The sequence below is a fragment of the Microbacterium sp. 05N427 genome (genome assembly GCF_056397105.1).
Window position 1 is genome coordinate 41,023 of sequence record NZ_JBFTMT010000017.1, and the last position, 18,136, is coordinate 59,158.

Sequence of the window (18,136 nt, forward strand, 5' to 3'; positions counted from 1 at the left end):
CATGACGATCATCGGCGTGGTCCGCAATCCCGTGAAGCTCGAGTCGGAGGACGAGGTGCGCTCGGCGATCCTGGAGGGAAGCCCGGACGCCGAGATCCACGTCTTCGACACGACGGAGGACGACCCGGGCCAGGCGATGGCGCAGCAGGCGATCGACGCCGGATGCACCCTCGTGTTCGCCGCCGGGGGAGACGGGACGGTCCGCGCGGTGGCCGGGGTGCTGGCAGGGACCGACGTCGCGCTCGGGATCCTCCCGCACGGCACGGGCAATCTGCTCGCGCGGAATCTCGGGGTGCCCCTGACGGGGACGTCCGATGCCGTCGCGCACGCGCTCTCCGCGGAGGCCCGGCGCATCGACGTGGGCACGATCGAGGTGACCGACGGCGACGCCGAGGGCGAGCACGTGTTCGTCGTGATGGCCGGCCTCGGCCTCGATGCGCGCATGCTCGAGGAGACCGATGACGACCTCAAGGCGAAGGCCGGCTGGCTCGCCTACGTGAAGGCGCTCGGAGCTGCCGCGGCCGGCACCGAGCTCGTGCCGGTGGAGCTGAGCGTCGACGACGAGCCCCGGGATCGTGCGCGCGTCCACACCCTGATGATCGGCAACTGCGGCACGATCCAGGGCGGGATCACCCTGCTCCCGGATGCCGTGCCGGACGATGGCCAGCTGGATCTGCTGCTCATCAGCGCGGACGGCGTCGCGGACTGGTTCGAGACGGTCCGTACCGTGGTCTGGGACAACGGCCTGCGGCGGCTCCTGGGTGGTGAGACGACGAGCACCGACGTGGTGCGGCATGCGTCGGCCCGCAGCATCGACGTGGAGCTGGGTCGCCCGCAGTCGTTCCAGATCGATGGTGAGGAGCGCGGCCAGGTGCGCTCGTTCCGGGCCGGAATCCGTCCCGGCGCTCTTCTGGTCCGCGCCTGAGCGCGCCCTCGCTGCGGGGATCAGCCGCCGCGGCGGCCCCGCGCCAGTCGCCTGTCAGAGCTCGACGGTCAGGAGGCGCTGGATCTCTTCGCGCACGAGCGCGACCATGTCGACGCCGTCCCGGTTCAGCAGCCACTGGGTCTGGACGCCGTCCGTCAGGGCGATGAGCGTGCGCGCAGCGGATTCCGGATCCACGCCGGCGACAAGGTCGCCACGTGCCTGTAGCGCAATGAAGGTGTCGCGGAGGAAGGCGACCGCGAAGTCGTAGCGCTCCCGCAGGTACTCGTGGAGCGGATGGTCGGCGGACGTGGCCTCGGCCGCGAGCGTCACCTGGAGCTCCACCATCCGCTGTGCGCCCTGGTTGTAGCGAGCCGCCTCGATCCACTGCCTCAGCACTTCGAGGGGATCCTCCGAGGAGGACATMCGCCGGATCGCCTGCTCGTCCCGCCAGCCCAGCACGGCGTGCAGGAGGTCGAGCTTGGTCGGGAAGTAGTGACGCACGCCCGCGTGGGTGAGCCCCGCCTTCGCGGCCACCTCGCGCAGTCCGCCGGTGCGGTAGCCCGCGGTCGCGAACACGTCGAGAGCGGCCTCCAGGATCGCCGTCCGGCGCGCCTCGCCCTTCGGATAGCGCCGCGGGGCGGCGGAGGGATCGGTGCTCACGGGTTCGAGGCTACCCCAGCGGATCCGGGTCGCGGAAGAAAAACCACCCAACTGGATGGTTTTCTGTTAGTGTCATCGCGAGTCGAGCCGATCGGGCTCGCACGATCCCCTGGAGCAACCATGGTCAACGCCGACCCGACGCTCGTCCCCGGAAACCCCGACACCCCCGATCCCGACCCCGTGCCGGGGACCTCGGTGCTGTACCGACGCGGTGCGCACTTCCGCCGCTATCGCGTGAGCTATCTGGTGGCGGGGATCTCGATCGCGGCGATCTGGGGTGCGGTGGGCGGCATCCTGCTTCCGCTGCACGTGCAGCAGATCGAGTTCGGTCACTTCTTCACCGGTGCGGACGCGGGCGTGGACCTGCAGTCCCTCACCGCCCTCAAGTACGCGGTCGATGCGGGGAGCACGGTTCCGAGCGCCGACCAGAGCCGCTTGCTCGGCCTGCTCGCCGAATTCGAGGCGGCCCGGGCGCTCGGCCTGTCGTCGATCGCCGTCGTCTCCTCGATCTTGACCATGCTCATCCAGCCGATCGCCGGCATCCTTTCGGATCGCACGCGCTCGCGCTGGGGTCGGCGCGCCCCCTGGATCATCGCGGGGGCCGTGATCGGGGCCGCCCTTCTTGTGGCGATGAGGTTCTCGCCGACGATCGGGCTGCTGCTGGTGACCTACTCCGTCGCCCAGCTGGGATTGAATCTCGCGTCGGGGCCGCTGAACGCGACCGTGGCCGACCGGGTGCCGTCGGCGCAGCGCGGGTCGATGTCGGCGTTGTCCGGCTTCTCCTCGCTCATCGGCGGCGCGATCGGTTCGATCGTCGCGGGGGCCTTGTTCGCGAGCATCGGTCTCGACGCGTACTTCCCCTTCGTGGTCGCTGTGATCGTGTTCACCGTGCTCTTCGTGCTGCTCGCGCGGGATCGATCCTCCCGGGACCTCGTCGTTCCCCCGATGACCCTGAGGCAGGCGCTGGCGTCTTTCACGGTCGCGTTGAGCGATCGCGACTTCCGCTGGCTGTGGATAGCCAAGGTGGCGTTGCTGTTCGGCGGTGGCGTGTCCGGTGCGTTCGGGATCTACATGCTGCAGAGCTACATCCGGCCGGGACTCTCGGCCGCCGAGGCCGCCCAGATCTCACCGCTGCTCGCGATGGCCGGGATTCCGGGGACCGTGGTCGCGCTGCTCGTCGCCGGCTGGTGGTCGGACCGTGTTCAGCGGCGCAAGCCGTTCGTCATCGGGGCGACGTTCCTGATCGCCGGATCGATGTTCATCCCGCTGCTCAGCCCGACCCTGCCGGCCCTGTTCATCCAGGGGGTCATCGCCGGGGTGGGGGTCGGCACATTCCTCACGGTCGACCAGGCCATGTTCATCGACCTGCTCCCGGACCGTGACGCCGCCGCGCGCGATCTCGGCGTGAGCACGCTGGGCGGCAACCTCGGACAGGCGCTCGGGCCGCTGCTCGCAGGTGCGGTCGTCGCGGTGACGGGCGGCTACACGGCTCTGTGGATCGTCGCGATCGTGATCGTCGTGATCGCCGCGCTGCTCGTCTTCCCGATCCGGCGGGTGCGATGAGCGTGCTTCCGCCTCCGCTGCGTCCCACCGTGGCGAATCAGCTGCTCGCGCGGATGCTGCTGCGTACCGCGGCCCGGTTCATGCCGGAGGAGACCACGACCAGCGCCGAGCTCATCGCGCTGGATCCGGAGCTCAGCGTCGTGGACACGGAAGACGTCGCCGTGCCGGGCCCCCGCGGGCCGATCCCGGTGCGCCTGTATCGTCGGCGCGACGCGGAGCCTCGCGCGGGCTTCGTCTGGGTGCACGGCGGCGCCTGGATGTTCGGCACCCTCGATTCCCCGGAGGCGCACGCGGTCGCGATGTCGATCGCGGCGCGCGGGATCGCGGTCGCATCCGTCGACTACCGCAAGGCTCGCGGGCGTACGTGCTTCCCGGTGCTCTCCGATGACGTGCTCGCCGCCTGGCAGTGGGTGCAGACCCACCTCGAGCGCCTGGGAACGACGCAGCAGCGCCTCCATCTGGGAGGTGCGAGCGCGGGCGCCAATCTCGCCACGGGCGTTGTTCGACGACTCATCGCGGCAGGGGAGCGGCCGCCGGCGACCCTGGTCGCGGCGTACCCGCTGCTGCACTTCGCGCTGCCCCCGCTCCCGGACGATCTCGTCGCCGCGCTCGAGAGCGCGCCTCCGCCGTTCCGCTTCACGCCGCGCATGGTCAGCCTCCTGAACCTCAACTGGGCGGGAGTGCGCTATCACGAGGATCCGGTCGCCTTCCCGGCGCTCGGACCCCTGGACCGCATGCCGCCCACGTTCGTGATGGATGCGGAGTCCGACGAGTTGCGGGCATCGTCGGCGGCGTTCGCGGCGGCGCTGCGGGCGGCCGGCGTCGAGACCGGCTACGAGACCGTGCCGGAGACCTTTCATGGCTATCTGGCTCAGCCGGGGACGCCTGCCGCGCAGGACGGCCTCCGCCGGATCGTCGACTGGATCGACCGGCACCGACCACAGGACCAGCGCTGACCTGCCCGATCCGCACCGCCCCTCCGTCCGCCGCATCTGACGCCCCACCGAGAAGGACAGCACGTGACCACGCCACCCACCGCCCTCATGATCACCCCGGACCGGCCGATCGACGGCGCCCCCGCCGTCCGCCGGGTGTTCGCACTCGACCAGGATCACGGGGCGGTCGCGCGCGCGGAGGTGCTCGCGACCGCGCTCGGAGTCTGCGAGGTGCGGGTGAACGGGGTGCCCGTTACGACCGACCTGCTGACTCCCGGCTGGACCAGCTACGAGTGGCGGCTGCGATACGCGCAGTGGGATGCGACGCCGCTGCTCGTCGGGCTGCCGGACGATCGGGCGGTGATCGAGGCGGTCATCGGATCGGGCTGGTACTCCGGGCATCTCGGATGGGACGGCAGCAGCGAGGTGTACGGGGCGGAGCGCGCCGCGCTCGTCGAACTGCGGATCGTGTTCGCGGACGGCCACGTGCAGACGGTCGGAACCGACGAGACGTGGACCTCGGTGCCGACCGAGACCACCGCCGACGACCTCTACGACGGGCAGCGGATCGACCGCCGCGTCCGGGCGGCCGAACGGTTCGCCGCGGCTCCGGTGCCAGGAGAGGGCGGAGTGCGGGTCGTGCCCTTCGATGCCGAGCGCCTCACCGCCTACACCTCTCCGCCGGTCCGCAGGCAGACCGAGATCGCGCCGATCTCGGTCTGGCGGTCCCCGGCAGGAGCTCTGCTCGCAGACTTCGGCCAGAACCTCGTCGGATGGACCCGGCTTTCGGTGCGCGGGATCGCGGGTCAGGAGATCACCGTGCGTCACGCCGAGGTCCTCGACGAGGAGGAGCTGGGTACGCGCCCGTTGCGCCGGGCACGCGCGACCGACGTCTTCGTGCTTTCGGGCTCCGACGACGTCTTCGAGCCCACGCTCACCTTCCACGGATTCCGGTATGCGGAGGTCTCCGGCTGGTCCGGTGCCGATGACGACCTCGCCGCGGCCCTGCGGGCGGTCGTGATCGGATCCGATCTGATCCGCACCGGCACCTTCCGCAGTTCGCACCCGCTCCTGAATCGCCTTCACGAGAACATCGTCTGGGGCATGCGCGGCAACTTCGTCGACGTGCCCACCGACTGCCCCCAGCGCGATGAGCGCCTGGGCTGGACGGGCGACCTCGCCGCTTTCGCGGAGACCGCGGTCTATCTCTACGACACGGAGGCGTTCCTCGCCGACTGGCTGCGCGATCTCGCCGTCGAGCAGGAGCATGCCGACGGCCGCATCCCCATCGTCGTGCCGGACAACCTGAAGTACGAGGAGATCGGCGCGATGGCTGCGGCGATGGGGTCGAGCCTCGTCATCGCGCTCTGGAACGATGCGGCGTGCTGGGTGCCCTGGGCGATGTACGAGGCCTATGGAGACGCACGCGTGCTCGCGGACCAGTACGCCTCGATGACCGGGCACGTCCGCCGGGTGGGCGCCGCACTGTCTCCACGTGGTCTGCTGGAGGGCGGCTTCCAGCTCGGCGACTGGCTCGATCCGACGGCGCCGCCGGACGCGCCGTACATGGCGAAGGCGGATCCCTCGGTCGTGGCGACCGCCTGCGTGCGCCGCTCCGTCGTGATCGCGCGCGACGCCGCGCTCGTGCTCGGACGGGAGGACGACGCGGCGGAGTTCGATGCCTTGGCGACGCGCATCGGGGACGCCTTCGTCGAGCACTGGGTGCGCGACGGCCGGATCCACAGCGATGCACCGACCGTGTACGCGCTCGCGATCGTCTTCGGGCTGCTGGACGGGGCCGATCGCGCCGCCGCGGGCGACCGGCTTGCGGAGCTCGTCGCGGAGGCCGGGCACGTGATCACGACGGGCTTCGCCGGAACGCCGTTCATCCTTACGGCGCTGTCGGAGACGGGGCACCTGGAGACGGCGTACCGACTGCTGCTGCAGGAGCAGTGCCCCTCCTGGCTGTACCCGGTCACGATGGGCGCGACGACGATGTGGGAGCGCTGGGACTCGATGCTGCCGGACGGCACGATCAACCCCGGCGAGATGACCAGCTTCAACCACTACGCGTTCGGCGCCGTCGCGACCTGGCTGCATCGGGTCGTCGCGGGTCTTGCGCCCGCCGCACCGGGACACGCCCGCGTCCGCATCGCGCCGCGCCCGCCCGCGGCCGGACTGACCTCGGCGGAGACGACGCTCGAATCGCGCCATGGCACGATCGCGACGGGGTGGAGTGTGGACGGCGGGGTGCTCCGGGTGACGGCGACGATTCCGGACGGCGTGGTCGCGGAGGTCTCGCTGCCATCGGGATTCGCGGTCGAGGTCGGTGCGGGCGTGCACGAGTGGAACGAGTCGTTCTCGGCGGCATGACCCGGAGCGCTGCGTGAGTTCTGTCGGGATCCTCGACGGGGGAGTCGGCGGGCTAGGCCCGTTCGTCGACGGTCCTCGCGTCCGCGCCGGGGAAGAGTGGACTCTCGACGGTGCGGAGCGTGCGCAGCCACTCGACCTTGGCGGCATCGTCCTCGCGCAGCTCCGGTGACGCGGGATCTCCGTCGGAGGTCGCCGCTCGTGGCGGCACCAGAGCAACGGCGATGGCGGTGGTGAACGGCACTGCGAGTACGAGTCCGATGCCGCTGCACAGGGTGCGGACGATCTCGGTGGCGATGTCCTCGATGCTCAGCAGGTTCAGCATCGGCTGGTTGTAGACGTAGAGCAGGAGCACGACGCTCAGCGACGCACCGACGTAGGCGAACACGATCGTGTAGATCGTGGAGGCGATGTGGTCGCGTCCGATCCGCATGGCCCGGTTGAAGAGCTGTCGGCGGGAGAGGTCGGGGGCGACCGCGCGCAACTCCCACACCGAGGAGCTCTGCGTGATGGTCACGTCGTTGAGCACGCCCAGCCCGGCGACGATGATCGCGCAGGTGAGCAGTCCCTGGAAGTCGACCTGCGGCAACATCGGGGCCAGGAAACCGGCGCTCTCGTCGATGCCGCTGAGTCGGGTGGTGCTCACGGCGAGCTGCGCGAGGATCGCGGTGACGACGACTCCTGCCAGTGTCCCGGCCAGGGCGGCGCTCGTGCGCATCGAGACGCCGTGGGCGAGATACAGCACGACATAGAGGATCGCCGAGGCTCCGACGAGCGCGATCGGGATCGCCGGTCCCGCATGCAGGAGCGCAGGAAGCATGAACATCACGATCATCGCTCCGCTGAACACCAGCCCGATGAGCGCGAGCAGGCCGCGGAGAAGCCCGACGGCCACGACGATCAGGACGAACWGCCCGACCCACACCGCCAGGGGGATGGTCCGCACGACGCCGAACGCCGAGATCCCGGGATCGACCCCTCCCGGCTGCACGACGCCGGGGGTCGTGGGGCGCCGGACATCCATTAGCTCGAGCCGGTCCCCGGGACGGAGCCCGGCGTGGGCGAAGGGACCGTTCAGCATGATGGTGACGGAGTCGCCCGCACGCGGACCCGATTCGATCTTCACTTTCGCGATCGCGCAGGCCGATGCGGATCCGGATCCAGCTGCTGCGCCCGTCGCTGATCCAGCCCTGCCGTTGGAGGAGGCGGACCCGCCGGAGGGGGAACCGGTGCCGTTTGTCGAGCCGGAGCCATCTGCGGACGGGGCGACGCCGCACCCCGGCGTGATCGTGAGGATCTCGCCCGTCGGGTAGTTCGTGCCCTGAGCCGGGGCAGCGCCGGAGGCCGGACCGGAGGGTGCGCCGCCGGAGGGCCAGAGGAGGAGCAGGCCCACGATCGTGGCCACTCCGATGACGACCAGGATCGTCAGCAGGATCCGCTTCGGCGTGCGGGCGATCGAGACGTCCCTGGGCGTCGACGATGCGTGCGAGTGTCCATGGCCCATCACAGTCCTCCTCCGCCCCCTGGGCAACGCTAAGCCTCGGAGGGCGTTGAGCCTGGCATGCCGGTGCGCGCGTCGAGGCCGCTGCGCGGCGGGGGTTCCAGCGCAGAGAACTCCGGAGCCGTACGGGCCGGAGTCGAGCACGAGGCCACCAGAGTGCCGGGCGGCGTCGTCGCTACGTGATTACTGAAACACCAACGGCCTGCCGACGCCGATGCTCACGTCGACGTTCACTCCGTCGACGGACAGCCTGAGCTTGCCATTCTTAGCGAGGGATCGTGCGGTCTCGCTCGTATCGGAAGTCTCGACGGTGACTGTTCCGGTGGCCTCGTCCACCACTGCGATGGTCGGAGTGATCCCGTACTCGCTGACGAGGATCGAATCCTTGCCTGAAACGTGCTGCGCCACGTCGTAACTCTTTTCAAGGTCGAACGTGAAGGGCACGAGCTCGACAGGGAGGGGCGCTTCCTTCTGCACCTGCTTGAGCGCTTCGAGTAGGCGAGCGGAGGCAGGATGACTCGTTGAGTAGCGTGCGAGAAGCTTGGTTCCGCCGTCGATCTGCTCCAAACTGTAGGCGCCCCTGTACTCCGCGTCTCGCTGGTCAACACTGTATTTCTCAAGCAGAGCCATCGTCTGCTGCATCTTCGGGTTCACCGTCGGCGCCAGCAACGCCTCCACGGACGGGTCAGTCGTTTGGTCCGGGTCGGCGTTGGCCGCGTAGGCGGCGCTGCCGGTGCCGGCGATACACAGCGCGGCCGTCGCGGCGAGAACGCCATAGCGATGGATGAGCGTGCGTCGTTTCCCCATGAGATGTCCCGATCTGCTCGACGGATGCTGAGCGCACGCTATCACGTCCCTACTGCCGACCAAGAGCCGCGCCGCGGGACTGCATTCAGGCGGCCGCCTGGAACGGATGACGCGTCGGCGCGATCACACAGCAGCCCCCGAAGCACGAAAGAACCCGTCTCAGCCGGGGGACACTGAGACGGGTTCTTGAGGTTCTACGGACTGACTGCGGACCAAATCCGCTCCAGCCGCGGAATCTTCTTACACGCCGAAGTAGAGCTCGTACTCGTACGGGTGCGGGCGCTGGGCCATCGGGAGGATCTCGTTGTTGTACTTGTAGGAGATCCAGGTCTCGATGAGCTCCTTCGTGAACACGCCGCCCTCGAGGAGGAAGTCGTGGTCGGCGCGGAGCGCCTCGAGCGAGTCCAGCAGGGAGTTCGGCACCTGCGGGATGTTCTTGGCCTCCTCCGGGGGAAGCTCGTAGAGGTCCTTGTCGATCGGCTCGAGCGGCTCGATGCGGTTGCGGATGCCGTCGAGGCCGGCCATGAGCTGCGCGGCGAAGGCGAGGTACGGGTTGCCCGAGGCGTCCGGAACGCGGAACTCGATGCGCTTGGCCTTCGGGTTGGAGCCCGTGAGCGGGATGCGGATCGCGGCGGAGCGGTTTCCGGCGGAGTAGGCCAGGTTGACCGGCGCCTCGAAGTGCTTCACCAGACGGTGGTAGCTGTTCAGAGTCGGGTTGGTGAAGGCCAGCACGGCGTGCGCGTGCTTGAGGAGGCCACCGATGTACCAGCGGGCGGTGTCGCTGAGCTGGCCGTAGCCGTTCTCATCGAAGAACAGCGGCTTGCCGTCCAGCCACAGGGACTGGTGCGTGTGCATGCCTGATCCGTTGTCGCCGAACAGCGGCTTCGGCATGAACGTGACCGTCTTGCCCCACTCCGCGGCGGTGTTCTTGATGATGTACTTGAACTTCAGGATGTCGTCGGCCGCGTGCACCATGGTGTCGAAGCGGTAGTTGATCTCCTGCTGACCGGCGGTGCCGACCTCGTGGTGCGAACGCTCCAGGTGGAAGCCCGCGTCGATCAGGTTCAGCGTCATGTGGTCGCGCAGATCGGCGGTCTTGTCCACCGGCGCGACGGGGAAGTAGCCGCCCTTGAACGGCGTCTTGTTGCCGAGGTTGCCGCCCTCCTCCTCGCGACCGCTGTTCCACGCGGCCTCCTCGGAGTCGACCTTGTAGAAGCTCTCTCCCGCCGTGACGGAGTAGCGCACGTCGTCGAAGATGTAGAACTCGGCCTCGGGGGCGAAGTAGGCGGTGTCGGCGATCCCGGTCGAGGCGAGGTACTTCTCGGCCTTCTTGGCGACCTGACGCGGGTCCTTGCTGTAGATCTCGCCCGTGCGGGGGTTGTAGATGTCGAACAGCATGACGAGCGTGCTGGCCTCGCGGAACTGGTCGATGTAAGCGGTGGTCACGTCGGGGATGAGCTGCATGTCCGACTCGTGGATCGACGCGAAGCCGCGGATCGAGGAGCCGTCGAAGAGCTGACCGTTGACGAAGAAGTCGTCGTCGACCGTCGCAGCGGGGATGTTGAAGTGCTGCTGCACGCCGGGCAGGTCGGTGAAGCGGATGTCGAGGAACTTGACGTCGTTATCGCGGATGTACGCGAGCACGTCGGCGGGGGTGGTGAACATGCATCAACTCCTGGAGGAACGGGTGCGGTCGAGTGACCTGCAAGCAGGTTACGAGGAGGGGATGACGCGATCGTGTCTGGAATGTTTCGGGCGTGTTACACAATCGGGGCCTACTGCGATCGCATTGGCGGATCCTTCCCGTGTTTCGTCGTGTGGCCATGGATGACCAAGAGTGTCGCGTTCGCGAGCGGCGGGGGCGCCGACGATGGTTCGATCCTGGTCATGACAACGCACCGAGTGAACCGCCTCCTTTCCGCCCTCGCCGTCACGGCCGTCGGGATGATGGCGCTCGCCGGCTGCGCGCCCGGATCGGGCTCGGCCTCGTCGTCCTCCGATGCGAAGCACATCGTGATCGGCGCCGACGACGGGAACGAGCAGTACTGGACGATCCTGAAGGGGAAGCTCAAAGCCGAGGGCATCGACCTCGAGGTGCGCACCCTCAACGACGGCGTGCAGCTGAACCAGGGCGTCCAGGACGGCGCGCTGGATGTGAACCTGTTCCAGCACTTGATCTTCCTGTCGCAGTTCAACGTCAAGAACGGCGGCACGCTGGTCCCGGTCGGCGCGACAGCGGTCTATCCGCTCGCGCTCTACTCGGAGAAGTACCACGATGTGAAGGATCTGCCGGAGGGCGCCACGGTCGCGGTTCCGAACAATCCCAGCAACCTCGCCCGCGCGCTGCTGAACCTGCAGAAGGCGGGTCTGCTCACCTTGAAGGACGGTGGCAGTGCGCTGGCCGCCCCGAGCGACGTGGTGACCTCGTCGATCACGCTCAAGCCGGTCGATGCCAACCAGACGGTCACGGCGCTCAAGGACGGCAGCGCCCAGGCGGCTGTGGTGAACAACACCCAGGCACAGAAGGGCGGCCTCGGCGACGACCTGATCGTCTTCAAGGAGAACCTCGACGATCCGAAGCTCGCCCCGTACATCAACGTGTTCGTCACCCGCGCCGACAAGAAGGATGACCCGCGCTGGGAGAAGCTCGTGGCGGCGTACCACTCTCCCGAGGTCGAGGCGGCGGTCACGGCACTCAATCAGAAGAACCTGAAGTTCCAGACGAGCTGGACGGCGGCGAAGCTGGGGGAGGAGCTCACCTCGCTGCAGACGGCGCTCAAGGCCAAGGGCTGAGCGGGATGGCATCGGTCATCTCGTTCGATGCCGTCTCCAAGGCGTATCCCGTCGGAGGCTCGGGGCGATCCCGGGCTCCCGGCGGGTTCGTCGCCGTGGAGGACGCGAGCTTCACCGTCGAGCCCGGCTCGATCGTGGGCGTCATCGGCTACTCCGGCGCCGGCAAGTCGACGCTGGTACGCCTCATCAATGGCCTGGAGCGCCCGTCCTCCGGCGTGGTGCGCGTGCTCGGTGTGGATGTCGGCCGGGCGTCCGCGGCGGAGCTGCGCGGTCTGCGCGGGCGCATCGGCATGATCTTCCAGCAGTTCAACCTCTTCCACGCGCGTACCGTTCACGGCAACGTCGCCTACCCGCTGCGGGTCGCGGGCTGGAGCAAGGCCGACATCGACGCGCGGGTCGCCGAGCTCCTGGACTTCGTCGGCCTCGCGGACAAGGCGGGCCAGCGGCCGCGCCGGCTCTCCGGCGGTCAGAAGCAGCGGGTCGGCATCGCGCGCGCCATCGCGACGAGCCCCGAACTGCTGCTCGCGGATGAGGCGACCAGCGCGCTGGATCCGCAGACCACCGCGGAGGTGCTGGACCTGCTCAGCGAGATCAATCGCCGTCTGGGCATCACGATGGTCGTGATCACGCATCAGATCTCGATCGTTCATGAGCTTTGCGATCGGGTCATCGTGATGGACCAGGGGAGGATCGTCGATCACGGCGACACGTATCGGGTGTTCGCGCACCCTCGTGCCGCGCTGACCGCGCGCTTCGTCGACGCCGTCACGCAGGGGGTGCCTCAGGGCGAGACCCTGGAGGCGCTCAGAGTGCGAGGCGGCGCGCTGCTCAGCGTCGACGTGAACGAGGTCACGAGCGACGACGTCACCGCCGTGCTGGATCGGCACGGCGTGCGAGGCACGGTCGTCTACGGCGGTGTGACCGACATCCGCGGTCAGCAGCTCGGCACCCTCACGTACCGGATCGACGCCGACCGCACGGTCGTCGCGCGGATCGCGGCGGAGCTCTCCGCGCGCACCCGCGCCGTACTGCTCGAGGACGCGAGGCTGCTGGAGGGCACCGCGCCGACGCCGGAGAGTCCGCGATGAACCCCGTCTCCGCTGTGCGTGCGGCGCTGCTGCTCCCGTGGTCGGACTGGGGATCCCTCGCGCCGGTTCTGCTCCAGTCCGTGCAGGAGACCGTCATCATGGTCGTCGTCACGCTGTTGATCGGAGGGGTCGCCGGTCTGCTCCTCGGTGCGCTCCTGTATGCCACTCGCCCGGGGAACCTGTTCCAGAACGCCGTGCTGTTCCATGCCCTGAACCTCGTCGTGAACCTGATCCGCCCGATCCCGTTCATCATCTTCCTGACCGCGGTCGCGCCCGTGACGAAGGCGGTGGTGGGTTCGACGCTCGGGACCGCCGCGGTGATCGTCCCGATGACGATCATGGCCGCGGTGGTCATCGGTCGTGTGGTGGAGCAGAACCTCGTGGCCGTGGATCCCGGCATCGTGGAGGCGGCCAGCGCGATCGGCGCCCGCCGGATCTCGATCCTCTTCACGGTCGTCATCCCGGAGGCGCTCGCCCCGCTGATCCTCGGCTACACCTTCATGTTCATCGCCGTGGTCGACATGTCGGCGATGGCCGGCTTCATCGGCGGAGGCGGACTGGGCAACTTCGCGATCCTGTACGGCTACCAGCAGTTCGATGCGCAGGCGACGTGGGTCACGGTGGCGATCATCGTGGTGATCGTGCAGGCGGGACAGTTCCTCGGCAACCGGCTCGCGCAGAGGATCCTGAACCGCTGAGGAGGCAGTCCCCGCCTGGCACTTCTGCGGGCGGGGAACCGGGCGAGCGTGCCGCGGACGGGCCAGGGCGGGGCGGGGCCAGCGGTGCGCGTCGCCTAGGCTGGAGGGATGTCCGACACCGCGCAGACCTACCCCGGAGAACGCCTCGGCCTCCCCAAAACCGGTGCCGGCAGCGTCGGACGGATCGGCCGGCGCATCGCGGCTCTCGCGATCGACTACGCGGCGGCGTCGATCATCGCCAGCGCCTTCCTCGGGTTCCAGCAGTTCGCGTTTCCGAAAGAGGCTGGCATCACCCAGTTCGCGCCGATGATCGTGTTCGCGGTGCTGCAGATCCTGTTCATCCCGACGATCGGCGGCAGCCCAGGGCATCGCATCGTGGGCCTTCGCGTGGTCATGGTGAACGGCGGCTGGGTCGGGCTATGGCGTCCGATCGTGCGCACCGTGCTGCTCGTCTTCGTGATCCCCGCGGTCGTCTTCGACGCCGATCAGCGCGGGCTGCACGACAAGGCGGTCGGAACGGTCCTCATCCGCGCCTGAGCTCAGGCGGCCGTGTGGCCCTGGTTGAGGCGGCGGAACGTCTTCGGGGCCTTGCCGCCCAGGAACGAGCGCGCAGGATCGATCGTGAAGCCCTGGCGCAGCGCCTCGCGGCCGATCAGCATCCGGAAGCCCATCTCGCTGCGGTTGCTGAGCGTGACCTCGGCGGTGACCCTGCGGCCGACCAGCACGAGATCCAGCAGCACGACCAGACGACTCTGCGCGTGCCCGGACGAGGAGCGCACGTCGCGGCGGTCGAAGATCGGCAGTTCCACGGGGACGAGCTCGTGCGCGCCCTGCCACGGACGGACGTCGAACCGAACCCAGGGGGCGCCGTCGCGCTCGAACTCGCGGATGTGCTGGGCGTGCAGCGACGAGCTGCGCGCACCGGTGTCGACCTTCGCCTTGATCCAGGGGATTCCGACGTCGGGGAGGGACACCCACTCCCGCCACCCGATTAGGGTGCTTGAATGAGTAGGTCGGTCCACAACACACATCCTGGCAGGAAATCACCGTGAAGCTCGCCGTGCTCTCGCGCGCCCCGCAGTCCTACTCCACCCAGCGCCTCCGCGCCGCCGCTCTTCAGCGCGGACATCAGATCCGGGTGCTGAACACCCTGCGCTTCGCGATCGACCTCACCGCCGATGAACCGGATCTGCATTTCCGTGGGCGCCGTCTGAGTGACTACGACGCGATCCTGCCGCGCATCGGCAACTCGATCACCTACTTCGGCACGGCCGTCGTCCGACAGTTCGAGCAGATGGACGTCTACACGCCGAACACCGCGAACGGCATCTCCAGCGCGCGGGACAAGCTCCGCGCGAACCAGATCCTGTCCCGGCACAACATCGCGATGCCTCCCACCGCGTTCGTGCGCAACCGCGCCGACGTGCGCCCGGCTATCGAGCGCGTCGGTGGTGCGCCGGTCGTCATCAAGCTGCTCGAGGGCACGCAGGGGATCGGCGTCATCCTCGCCCCTCAGGTGAAGGTCGCCGAGGCGATCATCGAGACGCTGCACTCCACGAAGCAGAACGTGCTGATCCAGAAGTTCATCTCGGAGAGCCGAGGCCGGGACATCCGCGCCCTCGTCGTCGGCGATCGGGTGGTCGCCGCGATGCGGCGGGTCGCGAACGGCGACGAGTTCCGCTCCAATGTGCATCGGGGCGGCACGGTCGAAGCCGTGCAGCTCGACCCCGTCTACGAGCAGACCGCCGTCCGCGCCGCGCAGATCATGGGGCTGCGCGTGGCGGGTGTCGACATGCTCGAGGGGGAGAGCGGACCTCTGGTCATGGAGGTGAACTCCTCGCCGGGTCTGCAGGGCATCGAGGCCGCCACCGGACTGGATGTGGCGGGCGCGATCATCGACTTCATCGCGAACCAGGTGAACTTCCCCGAGATCGACGTGCGCCAGCGCCTCAGCGTCTCCACGGGCTACGGGGTCGCGGAGCTCGTCATCCACGCCGGCGCAGAGCAGGTCGGCAAGCAGCTCGGCGACCTCGGCCTGTGGGATCGCGACATCACTGTCCTCACCCTGCACCGCGGCGTCACCGTCATCCCGAATCCGCGCAAGCACGTGGTGCTCGAGGACGAGGACCGGCTGCTGTGCTTCGGCAAGCTCGACGAGATGCGCTCGATGATCCCGGAGCGCCGCCGCCGCCGGGCGAAGGTCCGCAAGCTCCCGAAGGAGCACATGCGGGACACGACGGCCTGATCGGATCCGCCACGGGAACGACGAGCGCCCGGCCCCGCGAGGGGACCGGGCGCTCGTGGCGTTAGGGGCTCAGCGCGGCCGCGGTGCGCGCGTCTTGAGCGGGTCGATGCCCTTGGGGATCGGCAGCGACGCGACGGACTGCGAGACCGACTCCATACGCTTGATCACCGCGGCCATGGTCGCGTTGTCGATCGCCTTGGGGAGCTTCTTGATGGTCTTGGACAGCTTGTCGATCGAGACCTCGTCCTCGCCGTGACCGACGTAGAACACGTTCACGGGCACGCCCTGCGCCACGCGCATCGCCTTGGTCTTCTCATCCTTGACGAGGCGGGTGAGACGACCCCGGGAGCCCTCGGCGATGACCACGATGCCGCCGCGGCCGATCGCACGGTACACCGCGTCCTGCGTCTTCGGGTTCACGCCGACGGGGACCTCTGATCCCTGCCAGCTGCGGCCCAGCGAGGTGCTGATGACGTGACCGGCGGCGCCGGGCATGCCGTCGATCTTGCGGTACATCGCGGTCGTAGACAGGCGCGTCATCAGGAACATGGCGCCCAGCACACCCAGCAGCAGGCCGGTGATGCCCCACAGCACGATGCTCCAGATCTGGAGCGGCGGGATGAGGTAGCCGACGATCAGGCCGACGAGGACGCCGCCGACAAGGAGCGCGATCTGCGCCCAGGGCAGCCACGGGTAGATCTCCCGGGTGAAGCGGAAGAGCGAGCGCAGCTGCGAGAAGAAGCCGGGCTGCTTCTCCGTCGCGGAGGGACTTTTTGCCATACCCTCCAGCCTACCGATTCTGCGGGCGTGTGACGGCGCGGACTGACACGCGCTGGGCGAACAGTTTCGTCCTGCACAGGATCGGTGCGGTCGGGACTGCACACGGATTGCGCGATGGCCGCGTCGCGGAGGTCCCCGGCGCGCTGGGATGGGGGCATGACGGAACGCAGCAGAGGCATCACCGTGGCAGGTGCGCATCGCACCATCCGAACGCTCGTCGAGGACGAGGGCCCGTTCGAGGGCGATCTCGTGACGCGCACCGGGGGCATGGCAGTACGGGTGGACGCGGATCGGCTGCAGGGCTGGGCGGGGTGGGGTTTCGCGGGGGCGGAGCACGTGGCGGCGCCGCTCGACGTCGCGCTGCGGACGGAAGGGCAGGACGTGCTGCTGCCCTGGTGCGTGCGGACCGTGCGCACCTCTCTCGCGCAGGCGGCGCAGGCGGGCGGGATCTCGCACGGCGAAGCGATCACGCTCGCCGTCAGCGTCCTGCGCGGAGTTCTCGAACTCGAGGGCGGAAAGCCCGAGGCCGGGCACGGCCGGCGAGGCGAAGGCGATCGCCGCGAGACGCGCGACGACGAGGGGGACGACGAGGGGCCGGGCGACGAGCCGCACGGCAGCTGGTGGCTCACGGATGAGGCCCGGCCCGTGTTCGTGATCGATGCGGTCGAGGGCGGGCACGCGGACGGGCCGCCGCGCAAGACGGGTGAGGAGCTGCTGCGCGACCTGGAAGGGCGGATCGAGGACCGCGCGCTTCGGCGCGTCCTCACCCGCCTCGCGGAAGCGTTGCATGATCCGCGTCGCCTCCGCGCCGAAGCTGCACGGTGGGAGGGGGAACTGCTCGAGATCGCCGCGCCACGGCCGTTGCGGCTGATCGCGGATGAGTTCGCGGCGGAGGACCGTGAGGAGGATCCCGCACGCCCGGTCTCGCTGCGGCGCGAACGTCCTCCACAGCGAAGAGAGCTGCGCGCCTCGGGGCGCGTGGATGTCCGCGCCCCGCGGCGGACCGGGGCGCGGAGGGGCGATGCGATGCAGAGACTGCCGCGTGCACGCGCCGCTCCCCGCGCGGAGCCTCGCAGCGGCCGCCTCAGCCGCCTTGTGGCCGGGAAGCCGATGCGCGCGCTGCACGGTGCCGTGGGGCGCACGCGAGGGCGGATCCGAGACCTGGCCGCGGTCCACCGCAGCGCGCGCGAACGGTCATCCGCCGCGCGGTCGGAGCGGCCGCTGCGGCGCAAGCGGTGGCGAGGGCCCGTCCTCGTCGCGGCCTCGGCGGCGGTCGCGATCACCCTGACCGGGGCGCTGTGGCCGTCCGGCACGGGCGGAGCCGATGCCGCTGACCGCACGTCTCGGGCGGCGGACAACATGCCGCCGGAGAACGGCACGCCTTCGCCTGCCGCGCCGACGACCTCGGCACCGACCGGAGCAGCGCCGTCCGAGCCCGAGCCCGATCGCACGCGGGCGCCCGGTGCGTCGTCGCTCGCCGACCCGAAGGCGGCGGGCGGCGAGCTGATCGCCGCGGTGCGGGCCTGCGAGGCTGCGCCGCGTCCGGCCTGCGCCGAGGTGTGGGACGGCGGCACTGCGGCCTCCCGCCCTCTTCGCCCGGCGCAGGAGCCTGCCGAGCTGATCGAGGACTACGGTGACATCGCCGCGATCCGGAACGGATCCGACGGGGAGGCGCAGATGGTTGTGATCATCCGCAGAAACGCCGAATGGCGGATCCGCGATGTGTATGACATCGCGAATCCGCCATCCRAAGGGGCGGGGCCCCCGTGAC

Annotated in this window: 16 protein-coding genes; 10 read left to right on the forward strand and 6 right to left on the reverse strand. The window is 69.2% G+C overall.

Annotated elements, in window-relative coordinates; translation table 11 throughout:
* Position 1: 1 nt before the first annotated feature.
* Positions 2–925 (forward strand): diacylglycerol/lipid kinase family protein, encoded by a 924-nt coding sequence (locus AC1DG4_RS15750; protein ID WP_477381561.1) that lies wholly within the window; start codon positions 2–4, stop codon positions 923–925.
* 54 nt (positions 926–979) lie between these two features.
* On the opposite strand, the gene AC1DG4_RS15755 is transcribed toward AC1DG4_RS15750, so the two are convergent.
* On the reverse strand, positions 980–1,585 hold the full coding sequence (locus AC1DG4_RS15755; protein WP_477381562.1) for a TetR/AcrR family transcriptional regulator: 606 nt from the start codon (positions 1,583–1,585) through the stop codon (positions 980–982).
* A gap of 120 nt (positions 1,586–1,705) precedes the next feature.
* Between AC1DG4_RS15755 and AC1DG4_RS15760 the strand changes: the two genes are divergently transcribed.
* The 3 genes from AC1DG4_RS15760 to AC1DG4_RS15770 all read left to right on the forward strand — a co-directional run bounded on the left by AC1DG4_RS15760 (position 1,706) and on the right by AC1DG4_RS15770 (position 6,456).
* Complete coding sequence (locus AC1DG4_RS15760) at positions 1,706–3,148, forward strand: MFS transporter (protein ID WP_477381564.1); 1,443 nt, start codon at positions 1,706–1,708, stop codon at positions 3,146–3,148.
* Entirely contained in the window at positions 3,145–4,104 is a 960-nt protein-coding gene (locus AC1DG4_RS15765) for an alpha/beta hydrolase (protein ID WP_477381566.1), read from the forward strand. Before AC1DG4_RS15760 ends, AC1DG4_RS15765 begins: the two co-directional genes overlap by 4 nt.
* 63 nt (positions 4,105–4,167) lie before the next feature.
* The gene (locus AC1DG4_RS15770) at positions 4,168–6,456 is read left to right on the forward strand and encodes an alpha-L-rhamnosidase (RefSeq protein ID WP_477381568.1); all 2,289 of its coding nucleotides are present in this window, start codon (positions 4,168–4,170) and stop codon (positions 6,454–6,456) included.
* Positions 6,457–6,508: 52 nt separating this feature from the next.
* Here the strand turns inward: AC1DG4_RS15770 and AC1DG4_RS15775 are convergent, their stop codons facing one another.
* The 3 genes from AC1DG4_RS15775 to glnA all read right to left on the reverse strand — a co-directional run bounded on the left by AC1DG4_RS15775 (position 6,509) and on the right by glnA (position 10,426).
* Entirely contained in the window at positions 6,509–7,957 is a 1,449-nt protein-coding gene (locus AC1DG4_RS15775) for a YibE/F family protein (protein WP_477421332.1), read from the reverse strand.
* Between the two features lie 180 nt (positions 7,958–8,137).
* Positions 8,138–8,761, reverse strand: a complete 624-nt coding sequence (locus AC1DG4_RS15780) for a hypothetical protein (RefSeq protein WP_477381572.1) — start codon at positions 8,759–8,761, stop codon at positions 8,138–8,140.
* 240 nt (positions 8,762–9,001) lie between these two features.
* Positions 9,002–10,426, reverse strand: coding sequence for a type I glutamate--ammonia ligase (gene glnA / locus AC1DG4_RS15785; RefSeq protein ID WP_477381574.1), 1,425 nt, complete (start codon positions 10,424–10,426; stop codon positions 9,002–9,004).
* 222 nt (positions 10,427–10,648) lie between these two features.
* Here glnA and AC1DG4_RS15790 point away from each other — a divergent pair, with 222 nt between their 5' ends.
* The 4 genes from AC1DG4_RS15790 to AC1DG4_RS15805 all read left to right on the forward strand — a co-directional run bounded on the left by AC1DG4_RS15790 (position 10,649) and on the right by AC1DG4_RS15805 (position 13,877).
* Entirely contained in the window at positions 10,649–11,554 is a 906-nt protein-coding gene (locus tag AC1DG4_RS15790; RefSeq protein ID WP_477381576.1) for a MetQ/NlpA family ABC transporter substrate-binding protein, read from the forward strand.
* Positions 11,555–11,559: 5 nt separating this feature from the next.
* On the forward strand, positions 11,560–12,642 hold the full coding sequence (locus AC1DG4_RS15795) for a methionine ABC transporter ATP-binding protein (protein ID WP_477381578.1): 1,083 nt from the start codon (positions 11,560–11,562) through the stop codon (positions 12,640–12,642).
* Positions 12,639–13,340 carry a methionine ABC transporter permease gene (locus AC1DG4_RS15800; protein WP_477381580.1) on the forward strand — a complete coding sequence of 234 codons (702 nt, stop codon included), beginning with the start codon at positions 12,639–12,641 and terminating at the stop codon, positions 13,338–13,340. Before AC1DG4_RS15795 ends, AC1DG4_RS15800 begins: the two co-directional genes overlap by 4 nt.
* Positions 13,341–13,448: 108 nt before the next feature.
* Positions 13,449–13,877, forward strand: coding sequence for an RDD family protein (locus tag AC1DG4_RS15805; protein WP_477381582.1), 429 nt, complete (start codon positions 13,449–13,451; stop codon positions 13,875–13,877).
* Positions 13,878–13,879: 2 nt separating this feature from the next.
* On the opposite strand, the gene AC1DG4_RS15810 is transcribed toward AC1DG4_RS15805, so the two are convergent.
* The gene (locus AC1DG4_RS15810) at positions 13,880–14,371 is read right to left on the reverse strand and encodes an ATP-dependent zinc protease family protein (RefSeq protein ID WP_477381584.1); all 492 of its coding nucleotides are present in this window, start codon (positions 14,369–14,371) and stop codon (positions 13,880–13,882) included.
* Between the two features lie 17 nt (positions 14,372–14,388).
* On the opposite strand from AC1DG4_RS15810, the gene AC1DG4_RS15815 reads away from it, so the two are divergent.
* Complete coding sequence (locus AC1DG4_RS15815; RefSeq protein WP_477381586.1) at positions 14,389–15,585, forward strand: RimK family alpha-L-glutamate ligase; 1,197 nt, start codon at positions 14,389–14,391, stop codon at positions 15,583–15,585.
* 69 nt (positions 15,586–15,654) lie between these two features.
* Here AC1DG4_RS15815 and AC1DG4_RS15820 read toward each other — a convergent pair whose 3' ends face one another.
* Positions 15,655–16,365, reverse strand: a complete 711-nt coding sequence (locus tag AC1DG4_RS15820) for a DUF4191 family protein (protein WP_477381588.1) — start codon at positions 16,363–16,365, stop codon at positions 15,655–15,657.
* 156 nt (positions 16,366–16,521) lie between these two features.
* Between AC1DG4_RS15820 and AC1DG4_RS15825 the strand changes: the two genes are divergently transcribed.
* Complete coding sequence (locus AC1DG4_RS15825) at positions 16,522–18,135, forward strand: hypothetical protein (RefSeq protein ID WP_477421333.1); 1,614 nt, start codon at positions 16,522–16,524, stop codon at positions 18,133–18,135.
* Position 18,136: the final 1 nt, after the last annotated feature.

Excerpts from the sequence above, each read along its gene's own strand:
- AC1DG4_RS15805 (WP_477381582.1), top strand. The coding sequence starts at position 13,449 with ATGTCCGACACCGCGCAGACCTACCCCGGAGAACGCCTCGGCCTCCCC.
- glnA (WP_477381574.1), bottom strand. The coding sequence starts at position 10,426 with ATGTTCACCACCCCCGCCGACGTGCTCGCGTACATCCGCGATAACGAC.
- AC1DG4_RS15765 (WP_477381566.1), top strand. The coding sequence starts at position 3,145 with ATGAGCGTGCTTCCGCCTCCGCTGCGTCCCACCGTGGCGAATCAGCTG.
- AC1DG4_RS15820 (WP_477381588.1), bottom strand. The coding sequence starts at position 16,365 with ATGGCAAAAAGTCCCTCCGCGACGGAGAAGCAGCCCGGCTTCTTCTCG.
- AC1DG4_RS15780 (WP_477381572.1), bottom strand. The coding sequence starts at position 8,761 with ATGGGGAAACGACGCACGCTCATCCATCGCTATGGCGTTCTCGCCGCG.
- AC1DG4_RS15795 (WP_477381578.1), top strand. The coding sequence starts at position 11,560 with ATGGCATCGGTCATCTCGTTCGATGCCGTCTCCAAGGCGTATCCCGTC.
- AC1DG4_RS15760 (WP_477381564.1), top strand. The coding sequence starts at position 1,706 with ATGGTCAACGCCGACCCGACGCTCGTCCCCGGAAACCCCGACACCCCC.
- AC1DG4_RS15750 (WP_477381561.1), top strand. The coding sequence starts at position 2 with ATGACGATCATCGGCGTGGTCCGCAATCCCGTGAAGCTCGAGTCGGAG.
- AC1DG4_RS15790 (WP_477381576.1), top strand. The coding sequence starts at position 10,649 with ATGACAACGCACCGAGTGAACCGCCTCCTTTCCGCCCTCGCCGTCACG.
- AC1DG4_RS15810 (WP_477381584.1), bottom strand. The coding sequence starts at position 14,371 with ATGTGTGTTGTGGACCGACCTACTCATTCAAGCACCCTAATCGGGTGG.
- AC1DG4_RS15800 (WP_477381580.1), top strand. The coding sequence starts at position 12,639 with ATGAACCCCGTCTCCGCTGTGCGTGCGGCGCTGCTGCTCCCGTGGTCG.